Genomic DNA, 16,940 nt, shown 5'->3' with positions numbered 1-16,940 from the left:
GGATGGGTTTGAATAACTGTGATGTTCTATTTCTATAGAACAAATAGACAGGTTTATGTATCAGATACATGCATCAAAAGTGATATGAGCGGCCGTAGGGAAAATTAGATACAAAAAAAGCCCTTTAAAAAGGGCTTTTTTTAATGCATAAATTAGTTAGCTAAAGCTTTAACTTGTGCATTTAAACGGCTCTTATGACGAGCAGCTTTGTTCTTATGGATGATACCTTTATCAGCCATACGATCAATTACTGGTACAGCAGTTTTGTATGCTTCAGAAGCAACTGCATGATCACCAGCAGCGATAGCAGCTACTGTACGTTTGATGTATGTACGAACCATAGAACGTAAGCTAGCGTTGTGTTTGCGTGCTTTAACGTTTTGACGAGCACGTTTTTTAGCTTGAGCAGAGTTTGCCACTCGTGCACTCCTTGAATTAAATTGGTCTGGGCGGGCTGAAATTCAAACTGAAAACCACATCAGAAGAACAATCACCAGCCCGTAAACAAGTGCCATATTTTGATTAATATACGCCATGAAGTCAAGTCTTGACATGCCTTGACCATATTTAAGATACATAAAAATTTTAAAGAAACGTTAAGATTAGCCATCTACATGGGAGTTTGTATAAAAATGACACAAAATATAGAACAAGCGATTGTGATTGGAGCAACAGGTTTAGTGGGTTTAAACCTGATTCAACAATTACAGCAACTCGAAGATTGTAGCAAAATTTTAGCGGTAGTTAGAAGACATAATGTTGAGCTCGATCGGTACGATAAAGTACAGCAACTTGAGCTGGATGACTTTCTCTTGCTAAACCATGAGGATGTACAAGGCTTTAGTCATGCTTTTAGTTGTTTGGGCACAACACTGAAAAAAGCAGGCTCTAAAGAAAATTTCTATGCCATAGACTATGTAGTGAATGCGCATTTTGCTGAATTATTTGTTTTAACCAAAACGCATTATTTGTTGATTAGTGCTTTAGGTGCACAAGCAAATTCAAAACTGTTCTATAACCGAGTCAAAGGCGAGCTTGAAGATACGATTCGGGGGCTTGGGCTAGATAAAGTAAGTATATTACAACCGTCTTTATTGATTGGCCAACGTAGTGAAAATCGTTTACTTGAAGATATTTTCCAAAAAGGCTATTTGAAACTTTCGCACTTTATACCGAATCATTTTAAATATAAGCCAGTGACAGCAGAGCAAGTGGCTCATACTATGGTGGAGGCTGCTCAAACGCAGACCAATAAATTTGAAATCTATGATAATTTACGCATACAAAAGACAAAATGAGGGGAAGTGTGGTGACGACAGCATTTGTGACATGTGATTTATTGGATGATCATCCTGAGCTTGATTTACAAGTGGTAACGCCATCCATGGATGGTAAGTTCTTTCAAAGTTATGGCGCACGCAAAACCTTTGCGGGTCAGGTCGTGACAGTGAAATGCTTTGAAGATAACTCTCGTGTGAAAGAGCTTCTCGCAACTGAAGGGGCAGGTAAGGTGTTGGTTGTTGATGGTGGAGCTTCGATGCGCTGCGCATTGATGGGGGACTTGATTGCTGAATCGGCTGTGAAAAATCATTGGAATGGTGTGGTGATTTATGGTTGTGTGCGTGATGTTGACGCCATTGCTGAATTAGACTTGGGTGTACATGCCTTAGCAGCTATCCCGCAAAAAAGTCAGCGTAAAGGTGTAGGTGAGGTAGATATTGACTTGCATTTTGGTGGAGTCAGCATTCAATCAGGTGACTATATCTATGCAGATAATAACGGTATTGTGATTTCAAAAGAAAAATTAGTAGAAGTATAAAAACTTTTTCATGGTGACCTGAATACAACATAGGGACGTACATTATGGTGAAGCATCAAATTAAAGTGATTCAAGCTCTTTTTTCGGGACTGACTCAAGGTGGGCGTGGTGTAACGGGAACGCCGTATCCTAAACAACCAGAGCAAGCTTTAAAGCTCTATGAATTTGAAGGTTCGCCATACTGTCGCCGTGTGCGTGAAGTCTTGACTTTGCTCAATTTGGATTATGAAGTCTATCCATGTCCTAAGGGTGGTACTAAATATCGTCCCCTAGTGAAACAGTTAGGTGGTAAGACTCAGTTTCCATTTTTGGTGGATGAAAATACAGATACCAAGTTGTACGAGTCAGAAGACATCATTCACTATTTATTTGCACAGTATGGTCGAAGTGGTAACACGCCGAAAAAGTATGCACATTATCCTAAAACACCTTATGTCGCTTATGTGGGCACGTTGGTAAATGGCGCGCGTGGTGTTTGGTTGAATAAAAAAATTAAAAATCGTGCCGCACCTGAACAATTGCTTCAACTGTGGGGATTTGAAGCCAGTCCATATACACGTGTTGTGCGGGGTTTGCTGACTGAACTGGAGTTAGCATTTAAATTTAATAATGTGCCGAAAGAACGTTGGCAAGATCAAGGTCCTGCCGTACTACGCTTAAAGCCAGGCAAATATGTCCCACTTGCAGGTGGAAAGCGTGAGCAAGTTGTGCAAGTGATGGGGCGTGATATTCAAGTGCCTTATCTCGTCGATCCGAATACAGGCACGGCATTGTTTGAGTCAGCGGATATTGTTGCTTATCTCAAGCAGACCTATGCAGCATAAAAAGAGGCATCTCAAAGAGATGCCTCTTTTGATTTCTAAGCATTGATGTTTTATCAGGTTGATCTGATTTTTTTGTCATTACAATGGAATGATTAATTGTATTTATCTTCAGCTGTTATAAAAATATTTATCATTTGACTGATAATACGATATACATTTAAATATCCGCAGCTTTGAGGAAACGTATAATTTCTTTGGAAAATTTGAGCGGTTCGCTTAACAGCGGTGTGTGCCCTGACTTTTTGAAGATCACTGTTTTGGCATAAGGTACGCTTGATGCAATCAGTTTTTGTCCTTGCGAAGGATAGAGCTTAGACATCTCACCTATAAAGAATGTGGTGGGACGGTCAATCTGACTCAGCGCGAGACGATAATCTTCTTGATGGTAAAGATAATTATGGATGTACCAAGCCATATAGTCTAAACGCTGAATAGGAAGCATAAACTTCTGTAAGCGTGGTTGTTGAAAAGCTTTTTGAAATAAAACTGTGCTTCGAGATGGCTTGGCTTGCAGTTGCATAAACGCGAACCAGTAGTCGACCAGTTGTGTGCGAGTCGTTGGCTTTAGTTCAGAGACCAAATTGTACTGAGTATTTTGTGCCAAAAGTTCCGTAATGTTTTGTAAGATGGTTTTAAAATCTTTATGTTTTTCTGCAAATAGACCATGTGACCATTCTGCATCTACGCAAATTTTAGGGGTTTGGTCAATGTGTAGATAACTATGTACATGTTTTTGAAAGTGACCGTATTGCAGGCCATGCATAGCTGTGGTGGCCCCCATAGAATAGGCAATAACACGAAATTGATGATGTGTTTGTTGTTCTAAAAAACAATTTAAATCTTGCCAATGGCTAGAGATAGCGTCTAGTTTTGGAATTCGACACTGTGCTGAACCACCAAAGCCACGCCAATCGGGAATATAAAAACGATATTTTTTCCGATGTTGAAATAAAAAAGGGAGCCATTGCCAGCTTTGCATGCCTAAACCAGAAAGTACGAGTACAGGCTCGCCTTGTCCAAATTCGCGAACATAGAGTTTTTCACCATCGGGCATCGTATAGTGTGGCATGGTCAATCCTTTGTATGATTTTTATTTTTCAAATGTTTTAAGCGTGGGAATAATGGTTTCTAACCATTCAATCCAGCCGACCTCTAAATTGATCCCAAGTTGTAAGATCATTTTATGAATATACAAGGTTCGATCATGAGGATCTGCCTGCCCAAAATCTTTAGCAAAAATCGTTTGGTAAATCTGTAATTTTTCTTTATGTAGAGCTAAATGGCGTTCCAGCTCAGGTAAGACAGCATTACCACCTAACTGAGCTTCAACACGAAGTCTCACCATGACTTCTTCTCTTAGTTGAGCAGGTGGACTTTGTTTTACCAACCAATCTGCCAATTCTGTGCGTCCAAGTTGTTCAACTTGATAGGTTTTTTTTCTAGACGTTGCACCATCTTCTTCTATGGTTGAGATCCAGCCTTTGCTCTGCATAGCGCTGAGTTCTCTATAAATTTGTTGATGTGTTGCATTCCAAAAGAAGCCCATTGAACGGTCAAAGCGACGTGCTAACTCAATGCCTGTACTTGGTTTTTCAATCAAACTGGTCAATAAAACATGAGCTAATGACATTTTGGTAATATTTCGCAAATAAAATGGACGTAGAGTCATTATGCAACATGTTGCATAAAAAACAAATCTCGATTATAAAGATAAAAAGTATGCAACTTGTTGCATTAAATAGTTTGATTTAACCTTGTATTTAAAATACCAGCCAGCGAAAGCACGCCAAGGAGTATATATGTCTAATTATCCGCATTTACTTGCGCCTTTAGATTTAGGCTTTACCACATTAAAAAACCGTGTACTCATGGGATCTATGCATATTGGATTAGAGGAAGCACCAAACGGTTATAATCGTATGGCCGCATTCTATGCAGAGCGTGCAGCAGGTGGTGTAGGACTGATCGTAACAGGTGGTATTTCACCGAATGATGCAGGTTTGACTTTTGCAGGTGGTGCAAAGTTAGATAGCCGTGAAGAAGCTGACAAACATAAAGTGATTACGGAAGCTGTGCATGCGGCTGGTGGTAAAATTGCAATGCAAATTTTACATACAGGCCGCTATTCTTATCAGCCAGAGTTGGTTGCACCTTCTGCAATTCAAGCACCTATTAATCCTACTAAGCCACATGCTTTAACCTCTGCTGAGGTGAATCAAACCATTGCAGATTTTGCTCATTGTGCAAAGTTGGCACAGTATGCAGGCTATGATGGCGTCGAAATCATGGGTTCAGAAGGATACTTAATTAATGAATTCATTGCAGCGCGTACCAATCATCGTGATGATGAATGGGGTGGAAGTTATGAAAACCGTATTCGTTTCCCAATAGAAATTGTCAAACGTACACGTGAAGAGGTGGGTGAAAACTTCATTATTATCTATCGCTTATCCATGTTGGATTTGGTCGAAGGTGGTTCAAGCTTAGAAGAAGTAATTCAGCTTGCTAAAGAAATCGAAAAAGCGGGCGCAACAATTATTAATACAGGGATTGGTTGGCATGAAGCACGTATTCCGACCATTGCAACCAAAGTCCCACGTGCTGCATTTACATGGGTAACTGAAAAATTAAAAGGCATTGTCAAAGTGCCATTGATTACGTCAAACCGTATCAATACTCCTGAAATGGCTGAGCATGTATTGGCGTCAGGTCACGCAGACATGATCTCTATGGCACGACCAATGCTAGCTGATTCAGAGTTTGTCCTTAAGGCAGAGCAGGGTCGTAGTGATGAAATCAATACCTGTATCGGCTGTAACCAAGCGTGTTTAGATCATATTTTCTCGATGAAAATTGCGACCTGTTTAGTCAACCCGCGTGCATGCTATGAAACTGAACTGATTTTTAAAGAAAGTGCAGAAAAGAAAAATATCGCAGTGATTGGTGCTGGCCCTGCAGGTTTAAGCTTTGCTACTTATGCTGCTGAGCGTGGGCATCAAGTGACAGTGTTTGATGCAGCCAATCAAATTGGTGGACAGTTTAATATTGCAAAAACGGTTCCGGGCAAAGAAGAGTTCTACGAAACTATTCGTTATTTTAAACGTAAAATAGAGTTGCAACCTAATATCCGTTTGGTTCTTAATCATTTAGTAACTTATGAAGAACTACAAGATGCAGATTATGACGATATCGTTGTTGCGACAGGGGTGACGCCACGTGAATTGAACATTCCGGGTGTGGATCATCCAAAAGTACTAACGTACATCCAAGCACTTAAAGAGCGTTTACCTGTTGGGCGCCGTGTAGCCATTATTGGTGCAGGTGGGATTGGTTTTGATACAGCAGAATATTTAAGCCATGAAGGTGAAAGCGGTAGTCTAAACCCTGAAAAATTCTATGATGAATGGGGTATTGATACCAGTTATGCACATGTCGGCGGTTTAAAACAGCCTAGCGTTGAGCAGTCTGAGCGTGAAATTTACTTATTGCAGCGTAAGTCGAATGCGGTAGGTGCAGGCTTGGGTAAAACGACAGGTTGGATTCACCGTACTGGTTTGAAGCATCGTGATGTAAAAATGATTGCAGGTGCAAGTTACGACAAGATTGATGATCAAGGACTACACATTACTGTCAATGATCAGCCAACAGTATTAGAAGTGGATAATGTCATTATTTGCGCAGGTCAAGAGTCTTACACAGCTATGTATGATCAGTTAAAAGCAGATGGTAAGAATGTGCATTTAATTGGTGGTGCAAAAGAAGCGGGTGAGTTAGATGCAAAGCGTGCAATTCGTCAAGGCGCTGAATTAGCTGCAACTATTTAAAGCATCATCATTTTTGAATCAGTTGAATAAATTGTAAACAAGTCCCTCTCCTTTAAGGAAGGGGGATGAGAGGTGTTGTCAGAAATATGAGTATTTTTCCTCACCTCTACCTTTTCTAGAAGGTCAAACTGTCTTCATTTGATTTATTAAAAGCATTCAAATTCATAGGGATAGAATAATGAGCATAGCAATAACAAAACAAGCACTGCAACGTTGGCATGAGATGATCAACAACCGTGATATGGGTGCTTTAAGTGAGCTCTTGGCCGAAGATGTCGTGTTTCGCTCTCCAGTGGCTTTTAATCCTTACTCAGGGAAGCAAGTTGTTTTTTTTATTTTGAGTAATGTGATTCAGGTTTTTGAAAACTTTACTTACCACCGTGAATTTTTTACAGAAGATGGTTTAAGTGTCGTTCTTGAGTTTTCAGCCAATGTAGGCGAAAAAAAGCTCAAAGGGATTGACATGATTCGTTTTAATGAGCAAGGTCAAATTGTAGATTTTGAAGTGATGATTCGTCCTAAGTCGGGGCTAGAGGCCTTAGCTGTACAAATGGGACAGCGAATGGCAGCGTTTGCACCTCAAGCTGGATGATAAAGGTGTGACTTGTTATTTATAGTTAGGCACGAAAATTGATGCATCACTAAGAAAGATAGGAAAAGAAGGTATTGATATGAATGCTGTGTTCAGTTTGCTAAATCAATTACGTCAAACGGCATTGGATCGAGTAACTGGTGCGGAACACCCGAAACTTTTTCTTAATCCGCAAGGTGAAATTCAAGAGACGATAGGTGCACTACCACAGCTTCAACAAAAGTACCGACCGACACCGTGGTTATCCAACTCGCATGCCCATCTTTTGTATTTTGATGTGATTCGGAAACGTCAAATTCAATTAGAGTATGATCATTTTGATCAATTAGAGATGCAAGACGGTGGGGTCACAGGCATTATGTGGTTCGGTTATGACTTACCTGAAGCGACGCCAACGGTTGTGGTCATGCATACGATTACAGGTTCGCCTGAAAGTATGCGTGAGGTGGTACGTGACTTAAATCGCCATACAGGTTGGCGCATTGCACTCTGTTTACGCCGTGGTCATGCTGACCTACCTATGCCTGTACCGAAAATGAATCTTTTCGGTTCAACTGATGATTTACGTGAACAAATTGCCTTTATTCAAAGCACATTTCCAACTTCAACTCTTTTTGCCGTAGGTTCTTCTGCGGGCACGGGGCTTTTAGTGCGTTATTTGGGAGAAGAGGGTAATCAAACCCCTTTTAAAGCGGCTTTTGCCCTGTGCCCAGGCTATAATACGGAGCTGGGTTTTGTAAATGTACATCCCTTTTACAGTAAAGTCATGACCAAGAAACTGTTTAAGAAATTTATTTTTCCTTACCAGCAAACGTGGCAACAAACGACCTCTGTATCGCAAGTCTTAATGACCAAAACCTTGGCTGAGTTTGAATCGAGTTATTATGAAATGGCGGGTTATGTAGACTATGACAGTTATAACCAAGCCACAAATCCAATCTATGTATTTGAAAATGTCGCCATTCCATTGCTGATTTTAAATGCAGAGGATGATCCCGTCTGTCACATTAAGAACTTCGAACCGTATAAAGATATGATTCAAAAAATGCCGAATATTGCTGTAGTGACGACGAAAAAGGGCAGTCATTGTGGTTTCTATGAAGGGACGCTCAATACCGAGTCTTGGGCAACCAAGTTGATTGCGGACTTTTTGAAACTGGAACAACAAAAACACTAAATATAAAAAGACCTACAGTAGTGTAGGTCTTTTTTGATTGGATTCGTCATCTAAAACTTAGACGGCTTCACAAGCTTTCTTGCTGAGACCAAATTTCATCTGCAGTAAAACTAAGATCAAGGCCATAAAGCTGAGCGCGGCACCTGTATATGAAACTGCTGCATAGCTGAGTTGCAGACTCAGTACCGTTGCACCTGCAAAGGCACCTAAGGCATTACCTAAGTTAAACGCACCAATGTTGACTGAAGAGGCGAGTCCAGGCGCATCTTCTGCGACCGACATGACGCGCATTTGCAGTGGCGGTACAACCGCAAATGCTGCCGCACCCCAAATCACCAAGCCAATCGCTGCACCAGTAGTTGTTTGCGCTAGTACGGGGAAAATAAGCATCATCAGCATTAAAAGGACAAGGAAGCCTATCAGGGTTTTCTCTAAGGATAGATCGGCAAACTTTCCGCCAAAATGGTTACCAATAGAGAAACCGATCCCGATTAAAACCAACATGAAGGTGATGGTTTGTGGTGATGCATGCATAAATACGTGTAGGCTCGGAGCAATGTAGGTATATAACGCAAACATTGCGCTCGCGCTCATGACCGTGGTTAGTAAGGCAAGGACGACAGGCGCACGTGTTAAAACACGCAATTCTTTTGCCACATTCGGTTTAACCACATCGTGATCTTGTGGAAGTGCTTTCCAAAGTGCCAACATGGTCATGATACCTAAGATTGAAATTGCAGCAAAAGCCACGCGCCAACTGGTATTTTGACTGAGCCACGTTGCAAGTGGGACACCGCCAATATTGGCAATGGTGAGGCCCATAAACATCATAGCGACCGCACTGGCTTGTTTGTCTTTAGGCACTACACTTGAGGCTACGACTGAACCTAAACCGAAGAATGCACCATGGTTTAAACTGGTCATTAAACGTGCTCCCATCAGGCTCATATAATCAGGCGCAACGGTTGCCAACACATTTCCGATCGTAAAAATTGCCATCAATAGGATTAAAGCTGTTTTCTTAGGAAAGCGTGCCAGCCATAAGGTCATGAGCGGAGCCCCAATCATGACGCCTACTGCATAGGCACTAATCAGCAGTCCAGCTTGTGGAATTGAAACGGACAAATCATTGGCAATTTCAGGCAAAAAGCCCATGGGTGAAAACTCGGTGGTTCCAATGGCAAAAGCACCCACTGCAAGTGCCAAAAGTGGAAAATTAATTTTCATAGCGATGCTCAATCCCAAATGGGAGCTAATCCTTCAGGATTCACTTCACGTTGATTTCGATCTAATTGCGTAATTGCCATCATTTCTTCAGTCGAGAGTTGAATCTCTTGTGCCTTTAAGTTGGATATCAAGTGTTCGCGTTTGGTTGAAGAGGGTATGACTGCAAAACCACGTTGTAATGCCCAAGCTAAGCTAATTTGTGCAGTGGATACCTGATGTTGCTGCGCGATCTGCATTAGAATTGGATCATGCAAAACCTTACCGTAAGCCAGTGTCATATATGAAGTGACATCAATGTTTTGGGCTTGGAGGAAATCAACCAACTTATGGTTTTGTAGATAGGGGCTGAGCTCAATTTGGTTGGTTGCGATATTTTCTAACCCAATACTCTCTATTGCCTGTTGAGTCAGCTCAATATTGAAGTTAGAAATACCAATGTGTTCGGTCAAACCTTGTTGTTTTGCTTCCAATAAATTCTGCATGAGTTCTGCAATATTTACACTTGTACTTGGGGCAGGCCAGTGGATCAAGGTTAGATTTACTGCATCGGTTTTTAATTTATTCAAACTTTCTTTTAAACTTGGAATCAATTTTTCGGCTGAATAATTTTCCGTCCAAATTTTTGTGGTGAGAAAAAGATCTTGACGATTGATACCACTCAGCTCAATAGCTTGACCAACTTCGGCTTCATTACCATAGATTTGTGCAGTATCGACTGCGCGATAACCGACTTCTAGTGCAATTTTCACAGACTGAATGACGGTATCACCTGTTAAACGGAAAGTGCCTACGCCGAATTGAGAAACGATATTCATTTTTTACTCGATAACTTGTTTCATGGAATGAGGCTATTTTGTAGAAAAAGGTCTTGCTTAAAAACTGGGTAATTTGCAAAATATTATTGACTAATAATCAATAATTGAATATGAAATCAACCATAGAAGAATTAACGGCTTTTGTGAGCATTGTTGATAGTGGTTCTATTGTCAAAGCTGCGCAGCAGTTGGATCAGACCACATCGGGTGTTAGCCGTGCATTGCAACGTTTAGAGTCGAAGTTGAATGTGACTTTGCTGGAGCGAACGACACGGAAGCTCAAGCTGACTTATGAAGGGCAGCAGTTCCTGCTAAAGGCGCGTAAGATTTTACTTGATCTGACCGAAGCTGAAGAGAGTCTGCAAAATACTGATGCGGAGGCGTCTGGTTTAATTCGGATTGATTCAGCAACGCCTTTTGTACTGCATGTGATTGTGCCGCTGATTGAGGAGTTTATGCAGCGTCATCCAAAAATTGATATAGAAATTACCAATCATGATCAGGTCATAGACTTACTTGAACATAAAACCGATGTCGCGATTCGGTTTGGTGAGTTGGCAGATTCAAGCTTACATGCCAAGCTGCTTTGTAAAAGTCGTTTATATATAGTGGCAAGCCCTGAATATATCCAAAAACAAGGAATGCCGAAAAAGACCGTAGAATTAAGCTCACATACTTTGCTTGGTTTTAGCCAACCTGCACATTTAAATACGTGGCCTATTCAGCTTGAGGATGAGCCGTTGACCATTCAGGCGAAAATAAAATGTTCCAATGGTGAAACAGTCCGTCAGTTGGCACTAGAGGGTGTGGGTATTGCCTGTTTATCACGTTTTATGGTTGAAAAAGATATTCAGGAAGGGCGTTTTGTCGCTTTATTTGAAAATGAAATAAAAATACATGAACAAAAAATACATGCAGTTTATTATCAGCAAAATTATGTCCCCAAACGTATTCGGTTGTTTATCGACTTTCTTGCAGAAAAATTAAAAGACTATTTATAAGTTATCAGGCAACAATAAAAAAACCCGATTGAGATCGGGTTTTTTTATGATCATCAATATTGAGATGATTAGTTTTCTAAAGCTGGCGTCGCTGCTGCAATGGCAGCTGCAACTGCATCATCTTCAGTTTGTGTATTTGGGTTTGTATTGCTTGGGCGCGCTTGCGTTGGTTTTTCTTCAGCCTTTGGTGCCTCTGCTTTAGGTGCAGGCTCTGCTGCTGGAGCAGGTGCTGGTGTTTCACGACGTATTTCAGTGGTGGTGTTCGGCGTTTCTTCGCGAATCACTTCAACTTGTGCTGGAATCTCAGGTTCTGATGCTTCTAAGGGTTGAAGTTCAACAGGTTGTTGTTGCTCTGTTGTTACTTCAACTTGTTCTTGTTCATCTTCTTTAGGTGCTTCTTTCTTTACACATGCTGTTAATAGTAAACCTGCTGCAATTGCACCACAAATTAAAAGTTTTTTATTCATAATTACACAAAATTGAGTGTTTGAGGGATTTCACTAGTATAACAGCAAAATGCAAGATGAAAATCCTATGAACTTAGCTTAATTTTATCTGCCAAATGCTGATAGAATATCCAATTGTTTATTGTTCTATGAATTGATGCGGATTGACTTTGCTTTATTGGTGCAAGGTAAAGTAAAATTGCGCAACATTGCAGGCCGAATTAGGCTCGATTGTACGAGAAACCCAATGACCCATTTTATTTTCGTGACTGGTGGTGTAGTTTCATCACTAGGTAAAGGTATTTCAGCTGCTTCAGTTGCTGCGCTTTTAGAAGCCCGTGGATTAAAAGTAACCATGGTAAAAATGGATCCATACATTAATGTCGATCCAGGGACTATGAGCCCATTCCAACATGGTGAAGTTTTTGTCACAGAGGATGGTGCAGAAACCGATTTAGACTTGGGTTATTACGAACGTTTCTTGCGTCGTGCGAAAATGACCAAGTTAAATAACTTTACTTCTGGTCGCGTATACCAAGACGTTTTAAATAAAGAACGCCGTGGTGACTACCTTGGTGGAACTGTTCAAGTTATTCCACACATTACAGACAACATCAAAGAGCGTGTACTTCGTGCCGGCGAAGGTTATGACGTTGCGATTGTTGAAATTGGCGGCACAGTAGGTGACATCGAATCTCTCCCATTCATGGAATCTGTACGTCAACTGATGGTTGAGCTAGGTCATAAGCGCACCATGCTTATGCACTTAACTTTGCTTCCATATATCAAATCTGCGGCAGAGTTGAAAACAAAACCAACGCAGCACTCGGTAAAAGAACTGCTATCAATTGGTATTCAACCCGACATTTTAATCTGTCGTACTGAACACGATGTTGATGCAGACACGACCCGTAAAATTGCTTTGTTTACCAACGTTGAAGCACGTGCAGTTGTGGTGTGTAAAGATGCGCGTAGCATTTACCAAATTCCACGTACCTTCTACGAACAAAATGTTGATGATTTAATTTGTGAACGTTTTGGTTTTAACGACTTGCCTGAAGCTGACTTGACGGACTGGGATAATGTCGTAGAGGCATTACTTAACCCTGAATACACTGTACGTGTTGCAATGGTGGGTAAATATGTTGAACTGCCAGATGCTTATAAGTCTGTCAATGAAGCACTATTACATGCAGGCATTCAGAATCGCGTTAAAGTGCAAATTGACTATGTCAATGCTGAAGAACTTGAAAGCCAAGATGTAAGCGAAGTATTAAAAGATATGGACGCAATCTTGGTGCCAGGTGGTTTTGGTGAGCGTGGTACTGAAGGGAAAATGCAAGCGATTAGATTCGCACGTGAAAACGGTGTTCCATTCTTAGGTATCTGTTTAGGTATGCAGTTGGCTGTGATTGAATATGCGCGCAATGTTGCTGGCATTAGTGATGCAACGTCTACTGAATTTAACCGTTCAACAAAATCTCCATTAATTGGTCTCATTACTGAATGGTTAGATGAGCGTGGCGAAGTTCAACAGCGTAATGTTGATTCTGACCTTGGTGGTACGATGCGTTTGGGTGCTCAAAAATCAGAATTGGTTGAAGGCACAAAAACACGTGAAGTGTATGGTTCAGCAGACATTATTGAGCGTCACCGTCACCGCTATGAGATGAATAACCGTTTTATTCCTGCGCTTGAAGAGGCTGGGATGAAAGTTTCTGGTTACTCACCAGTGCAGCACTTGGTAGAAACAGTTGAAATTCCTCAACATCCTTGGTTTATTGCTGTACAATTCCACCCAGAATTTACAAGTTCACCACGTGATGGACACCCATTATTTGCTAGTTTTATTGACGCTGCTAAAACACAGCATAAAAAAGCAAAGTAATCTGGGTTAATAAATAAACTAGGAAGTTTAAATGTCACAATTAAAACCACAAGAAATTGTACGTTTAGGCGATATACAAATGGCAAACCACTTGCCATTTGTACTATTCGGCGGCATGAATGTACTTGAGTCTAAAGACTTGGCTTTTGAAATTGCAGAGACTTATGTTGATATCTGTAAGCGTTTGGAGATTCCTTACGTATTTAAAGCCAGTTTTGATAAAGCCAACCGTTCGAGCTTGAACTCGTTTCGAGGTCCAGGCCTAGAAAAAGGAATTGAGTGGTTAGCTGACATTAAAAAACACTTCAATGTGCCTATCATTACAGATGTACATGAGCCTTACCAAGCTGCACCTGTAGCTGAAGTTGCAGACATTATCCAACTTCCTGCTTTTTTGAGTCGTCAGACTGATTTGGTTGAAGCGATGGCAAAAACAGATGCCATTATCAACATTAAAAAAGCACAATTTCTTGCACCACACGAAATGCGTCATATCTTGCATAAGTGTTTAGAGGCAGGAAATGACAAACTCATTATTTGTGAACGTGGTTCAGCATTTGGCTATAACAATTTGGTTGTAGACATGTTGGGCTTTGATATCATGAAAGAAATGAATGTCCCTGTGTTTTTTGATGTGACTCATGCGCTTCAAACACCAGGTGGTCGCTCGGATTCTGCGGGTGGTCGTCGTGCGCAAATCACGACGCTCGCTCGTGCAGGTATGGCAACAGGTTTAGCTGGTCTATTCTTGGAAGCACATCCAGATCCAGAAAAAGCCAAGTGTGATGGTCCATGTGCATTACGTATGTCTCAGCTTGAGCCATTCTTAGCACAACTCAAAGAATTGGATACCTTGGTTAAAGGTTTCAAAAAGTTAGATACACACTAAATTATAAACTCATTGGTGCTATCTAAAGCATCTCGTTATTAATCTACTGAGGAATTGTTCATGAGCCAAATCGTTGACATCCGTGCACGTGAAATTTTGGACTCTCGTGGTAACCCAACCATCGAAGCAGACGTAATCTTAGCATCTGGCGTAGTTGGCCGTGCATGTGCACCATCTGGTGCTTCAACTGGTTCTCGTGAAGCTTTAGAACTTCGTGATGGCGACAAAGCACGCTATTTGGGTAAGGGTGTTAAAAATGCGGTTAATAACGTAAACACTTTGATCCGTGATGCTCTAGTGGGTAAATCAGTATTTGAACAAAAAGACATCGACAACACGATGATCGCACTTGATGGTACTGAAAACAAAGAAAAATTGGGTGCAAATGCAACTTTAGCGGTATCGCTAGCTGCTGCACGTGCTGCTGCTGATGAAAAGAAAATTCCTCTTTTCCAATACATCGCAGACTTACGCGGTCAAACTACTTTGACTATGCCTGTACCAATGATGAACATCATCAATGGTGGTTCGCATGCAGATAACAACGTCGACATCCAAGAGTTCATGATTGAGCCTGTAGGTTTTACTTCATTCTCTGAAGCGCTTCGTGCGGGTGCGGAAATCTTCCATTCTCTAAAATCAGTTTTAAACAAAAAAGGTTTAAACACTGCTGTAGGCGATGAAGGTGGTTTTGCACCGAACTTACGTTCAAACGAAGAAGCGATCACTGTTATTCTTGAAGCGATTGGTCAAACTGGTTACAAAGCAGGTTCTGATATTATGCTTGCACTTGACTGTGCATCTTCAGAATTTTACAAAAATGGTCAGTACATCCTTGCTGGTGAAGGCAATAAAGCATTCACAAGCAACCAGTTCTCTGACTATTTAGCGGGCCTTGTAAACCAATATCCAATTATCTCTATTGAAGATGGTTTAGATGAGTCAGATTGGGAAGGTTGGTCTTACTTGACATCTATCCTTGGTGATAAAATCCAGTTGGTGGGTGATGACTTGTTCGTTACAAACCCAAAAATCCTTCAACGTGGTATTAATGAGAAAGTAGGTAACTCTATTTTAATCAAATACAACCAAATCGGTACGTTGACTGAAACTCTAGATGCGATCTATCTTGCGAAAGCAAATGGTTATAGCACTGTTATTTCACATCGTTCAGGTGAAACTGAAGATTCTACTATTGCGGATCTTGCGGTAGGTACTGCTGCTGGTCAAATCAAGACAGGTTCACTTTGCCGTTCTGACCGCGTAGCGAAATACAACCAATTGCTTCGTATTGAAGAATTGACAAATGCTGCTTACCGCGGTAAAGCTGAGTTTAAAGGTTTAAACTAAGCGACTGATGTCAATGTTCAATGTATTCGACTCGTTGATGAGTAAAGTACTACTAGGCCTTGCGATCATTTTGATCGCAGGGTTTCAGTATTTATACTGGTTTGGTGAGGGTGGTTATCAAGACCATTTACAACTCACACAAAAAATCCAACAACAAACTGAAATTAATAACGACTTAAAAGAACGTAATCGTGTCTTGGCGGCAGAAGTGTATGATTTGAAGAATGGTATTGAGGCCATTGAAGAGCATGCGCGCTTAGACTTGGGTTTAATTAAACCGCGAGAAACGTTTATTCAAATGAGTACCATCAGTACTCAATATAAACCTGTTTATATTAATCCGAACGCCCAAATTGATTTGCGGACCAATGAAGACGATGAGCCTGAACTCCCTCCAGCTACCCCATAAATTGTGGGCGATTATTCCTGCTGCAGGTTCTGGAAGTCGTTTCTCTAAATCAGAACTGAAACAATACCAAATGATTGGTCAAAAAACTGTGCTTGAGCATACGGTTTCTCGTCTAAATCATTTACCTTTACAAGGCTATGTTTTGGCGATTGGTTCAGATGATGATGTCGCTCAAAGTTTGCCTTTTACCAATATGGAAAAAGCACATTTCTGTGAAGGTGGTGCTGAGCGTGTAAACTCGGTGCTCAATGCGCTCAATTATCTTTCCACAATCGCTAATGCTGACGACTGGGTCTTTGTGCATGATGCAGCACGTCCATGTGTAACGCAGGATTGTCTATGGCAACTGGTTGATACTGCTATTCAGTTCAATACAGGGGCGATTTTGGCGATTCCTGTTAGGGATACTTTAAAGCGAGTGGTCTCAGCGCAAAATATTCAAGAAACGATTGACCGTTCACAGCTTTGGCAGGCACAAACCCCACAGATTGCTAAACTGGGTGTTTTGAAGTCAGCCATTGAGCATGCACTTGCAGCAAATGCAGTCATTACCGACGAAGCTAGTGCTTTGGAGTTTGTAGGTCAACCAGTTCAAGTCGTACAAGGCCGTTCTGATAATATTAAAATTACCTATCCTGATGACCTAGAGCTTGCACGACTTATTTTAGCGGCACAATAA

Annotated in this window: 18 protein-coding genes; 12 read left to right on the top strand and 6 right to left on the bottom strand. The window is 41.0% G+C overall.

The window, feature by feature from the left end; all coding sequences use genetic code 11:
* Positions 1–152: 152 nt before the first annotated feature.
* Positions 153–419 carry a 30S ribosomal protein S20 gene (rpsT, locus tag DPG01_RS02890; RefSeq protein WP_086207597.1) on the bottom strand — a complete coding sequence of 89 codons (267 nt, stop codon included), beginning with the start codon at positions 417–419 and terminating at the stop codon, positions 153–155.
* A 213-nt stretch (positions 420–632) separates the two neighbouring features.
* Between rpsT and DPG01_RS02885 the strand changes: the two genes are divergently transcribed.
* Genes DPG01_RS02885 through DPG01_RS02875 form a run of 3 tightly spaced genes read left to right on the top strand, consistent with a single transcriptional unit; the run spans position 633 to position 2,643 of the window.
* Complete coding sequence (locus DPG01_RS02885) at positions 633–1,298, top strand: nucleoside-diphosphate sugar epimerase (RefSeq protein ID WP_110974130.1); 666 nt, start codon at positions 633–635, stop codon at positions 1,296–1,298.
* 8 nt (positions 1,299–1,306) lie between these two features.
* Positions 1,307–1,819, top strand: coding sequence for a ribonuclease E activity regulator RraA (gene rraA / locus DPG01_RS02880; RefSeq protein WP_086207595.1), 513 nt, complete (start codon positions 1,307–1,309; stop codon positions 1,817–1,819).
* A gap of 44 nt (positions 1,820–1,863) precedes the next feature.
* A complete protein-coding gene (locus DPG01_RS02875; RefSeq protein WP_110974129.1) occupies positions 1,864–2,643 on the top strand; it encodes a glutathione S-transferase N-terminal domain-containing protein in 780 nt (259 codons plus the stop codon).
* Between the two features lie 157 nt (positions 2,644–2,800).
* Here the strand turns inward: DPG01_RS02875 and DPG01_RS02870 are convergent, their stop codons facing one another.
* A complete protein-coding gene (locus DPG01_RS02870) occupies positions 2,801–3,712 on the bottom strand; it encodes an alpha/beta fold hydrolase (protein WP_110974128.1) in 912 nt (303 codons plus the stop codon).
* Positions 3,713–3,733: 21 nt separating this feature from the next.
* Entirely contained in the window at positions 3,734–4,273 is a 540-nt protein-coding gene (locus DPG01_RS02865) for a PadR family transcriptional regulator (RefSeq protein ID WP_086208224.1), read from the bottom strand.
* A gap of 169 nt (positions 4,274–4,442) precedes the next feature.
* Between DPG01_RS02865 and DPG01_RS02860 the strand changes: the two genes are divergently transcribed.
* The 3 genes from DPG01_RS02860 to DPG01_RS02850 all read left to right on the top strand — a co-directional run bounded on the left by DPG01_RS02860 (position 4,443) and on the right by DPG01_RS02850 (position 8,236).
* A complete protein-coding gene (locus DPG01_RS02860; RefSeq protein ID WP_110974127.1) occupies positions 4,443–6,467 on the top strand; it encodes an NADPH-dependent 2,4-dienoyl-CoA reductase in 2,025 nt (674 codons plus the stop codon).
* A 178-nt stretch (positions 6,468–6,645) separates the two neighbouring features.
* Positions 6,646–7,059 carry a nuclear transport factor 2 family protein gene (locus tag DPG01_RS02855; protein WP_110974126.1) on the top strand — a complete coding sequence of 138 codons (414 nt, stop codon included), beginning with the start codon at positions 6,646–6,648 and terminating at the stop codon, positions 7,057–7,059.
* A 79-nt stretch (positions 7,060–7,138) separates the two neighbouring features.
* Complete coding sequence (locus DPG01_RS02850) at positions 7,139–8,236, top strand: YheT family hydrolase (protein ID WP_110974125.1); 1,098 nt, start codon at positions 7,139–7,141, stop codon at positions 8,234–8,236.
* 57 nt (positions 8,237–8,293) lie between these two features.
* Here DPG01_RS02850 and DPG01_RS02845 read toward each other — a convergent pair whose 3' ends face one another.
* Both DPG01_RS02845 and dkgB read right to left on the bottom strand, forming a co-directional pair.
* The gene (locus DPG01_RS02845) at positions 8,294–9,463 is read right to left on the bottom strand and encodes an MFS transporter (RefSeq protein ID WP_110974124.1); all 1,170 of its coding nucleotides are present in this window, start codon (positions 9,461–9,463) and stop codon (positions 8,294–8,296) included.
* 8 nt (positions 9,464–9,471) lie between these two features.
* On the bottom strand, positions 9,472–10,278 hold the full coding sequence (gene dkgB / locus DPG01_RS02840) for a 2,5-didehydrogluconate reductase DkgB (protein WP_110974123.1): 807 nt from the start codon (positions 10,276–10,278) through the stop codon (positions 9,472–9,474).
* Between the two features lie 110 nt (positions 10,279–10,388).
* On the opposite strand from dkgB, the gene DPG01_RS02835 reads away from it, so the two are divergent.
* Positions 10,389–11,279, top strand: a complete 891-nt coding sequence (locus DPG01_RS02835) for a LysR family transcriptional regulator (protein ID WP_010326969.1) — start codon at positions 10,389–10,391, stop codon at positions 11,277–11,279.
* Between the two features lie 68 nt (positions 11,280–11,347).
* On the opposite strand, the gene DPG01_RS02830 is transcribed toward DPG01_RS02835, so the two are convergent.
* Entirely contained in the window at positions 11,348–11,746 is a 399-nt protein-coding gene (locus tag DPG01_RS02830; RefSeq protein ID WP_010326968.1) for a hypothetical protein, read from the bottom strand.
* Positions 11,747–11,972: 226 nt separating this feature from the next.
* Here DPG01_RS02830 and DPG01_RS02825 point away from each other — a divergent pair, with 226 nt between their 5' ends.
* Genes DPG01_RS02825 through ispD form a run of 5 tightly spaced genes read left to right on the top strand, consistent with a single transcriptional unit; the run spans position 11,973 to position 16,940 of the window.
* A complete protein-coding gene (locus DPG01_RS02825; protein WP_086208223.1) occupies positions 11,973–13,613 on the top strand; it encodes a CTP synthase in 1,641 nt (546 codons plus the stop codon).
* 31 nt (positions 13,614–13,644) lie between these two features.
* Positions 13,645–14,502 (top strand): 3-deoxy-8-phosphooctulonate synthase, encoded by an 858-nt coding sequence (gene kdsA / locus DPG01_RS02820; RefSeq protein ID WP_086207586.1) that lies wholly within the window; start codon positions 13,645–13,647, stop codon positions 14,500–14,502.
* A 60-nt stretch (positions 14,503–14,562) separates the two neighbouring features.
* Complete coding sequence (gene eno, locus DPG01_RS02815) at positions 14,563–15,852, top strand: phosphopyruvate hydratase (RefSeq protein WP_110974122.1); 1,290 nt, start codon at positions 14,563–14,565, stop codon at positions 15,850–15,852.
* Between the two features lie 7 nt (positions 15,853–15,859).
* The gene (locus DPG01_RS02810) at positions 15,860–16,261 is read left to right on the top strand and encodes a septum formation initiator family protein (RefSeq protein WP_086207584.1); all 402 of its coding nucleotides are present in this window, start codon (positions 15,860–15,862) and stop codon (positions 16,259–16,261) included.
* On the top strand, positions 16,230–16,940 hold the full coding sequence (ispD, locus tag DPG01_RS02805; RefSeq protein ID WP_404814600.1) for a 2-C-methyl-D-erythritol 4-phosphate cytidylyltransferase: 711 nt from the start codon (positions 16,230–16,232) through the stop codon (positions 16,938–16,940). Before DPG01_RS02810 ends, ispD begins: the two co-directional genes overlap by 32 nt.

Source organism: Acinetobacter sp. WCHAc060042, assembly GCF_003231195.1.
Classification (GTDB): domain Bacteria; phylum Pseudomonadota; class Gammaproteobacteria; order Pseudomonadales; family Moraxellaceae; genus Acinetobacter.
Note: the sequence above shows the minus strand (reverse complement) of the source record. Positions and strands in the feature narration are given on the sequence as shown.

Bases quoted from the DNA above. Each gene is read 5' to 3' on its own strand.
- DPG01_RS02885 (WP_110974130.1), top strand. From the start codon at position 633: ATGACACAAAATATAGAACAAGCGATTGTGATTGGAGCAACAGGTTTA.
- DPG01_RS02875 (WP_110974129.1), top strand. From the start codon at position 1,864: ATGGTGAAGCATCAAATTAAAGTGATTCAAGCTCTTTTTTCGGGACTG.
- DPG01_RS02870 (WP_110974128.1), bottom strand. From the start codon at position 3,712: ATGCCACACTATACGATGCCCGATGGTGAAAAACTCTATGTTCGCGAA.
- DPG01_RS02865 (WP_086208224.1), bottom strand. From the start codon at position 4,273: ATGTCATTAGCTCATGTTTTATTGACCAGTTTGATTGAAAAACCAAGT.
- DPG01_RS02860 (WP_110974127.1), top strand. From the start codon at position 4,443: ATGTCTAATTATCCGCATTTACTTGCGCCTTTAGATTTAGGCTTTACC.
- DPG01_RS02855 (WP_110974126.1), top strand. From the start codon at position 6,646: ATGAGCATAGCAATAACAAAACAAGCACTGCAACGTTGGCATGAGATG.
- DPG01_RS02850 (WP_110974125.1), top strand. From the start codon at position 7,139: ATGAATGCTGTGTTCAGTTTGCTAAATCAATTACGTCAAACGGCATTG.
- DPG01_RS02845 (WP_110974124.1), bottom strand. From the start codon at position 9,463: ATGAAAATTAATTTTCCACTTTTGGCACTTGCAGTGGGTGCTTTTGCC.
- dkgB (WP_110974123.1), bottom strand. From the start codon at position 10,278: ATGAATATCGTTTCTCAATTCGGCGTAGGCACTTTCCGTTTAACAGGT.
- DPG01_RS02835 (WP_010326969.1), top strand. From the start codon at position 10,389: ATGAAATCAACCATAGAAGAATTAACGGCTTTTGTGAGCATTGTTGAT.
- DPG01_RS02830 (WP_010326968.1), bottom strand. From the start codon at position 11,746: ATGAATAAAAAACTTTTAATTTGTGGTGCAATTGCAGCAGGTTTACTA.
- DPG01_RS02825 (WP_086208223.1), top strand. From the start codon at position 11,973: ATGACCCATTTTATTTTCGTGACTGGTGGTGTAGTTTCATCACTAGGT.
- kdsA (WP_086207586.1), top strand. From the start codon at position 13,645: ATGTCACAATTAAAACCACAAGAAATTGTACGTTTAGGCGATATACAA.
- eno (WP_110974122.1), top strand. From the start codon at position 14,563: ATGAGCCAAATCGTTGACATCCGTGCACGTGAAATTTTGGACTCTCGT.
- DPG01_RS02810 (WP_086207584.1), top strand. From the start codon at position 15,860: ATGTCAATGTTCAATGTATTCGACTCGTTGATGAGTAAAGTACTACTA.
- ispD (WP_404814600.1), top strand. From the start codon at position 16,230: ATGAGCCTGAACTCCCTCCAGCTACCCCATAAATTGTGGGCGATTATT.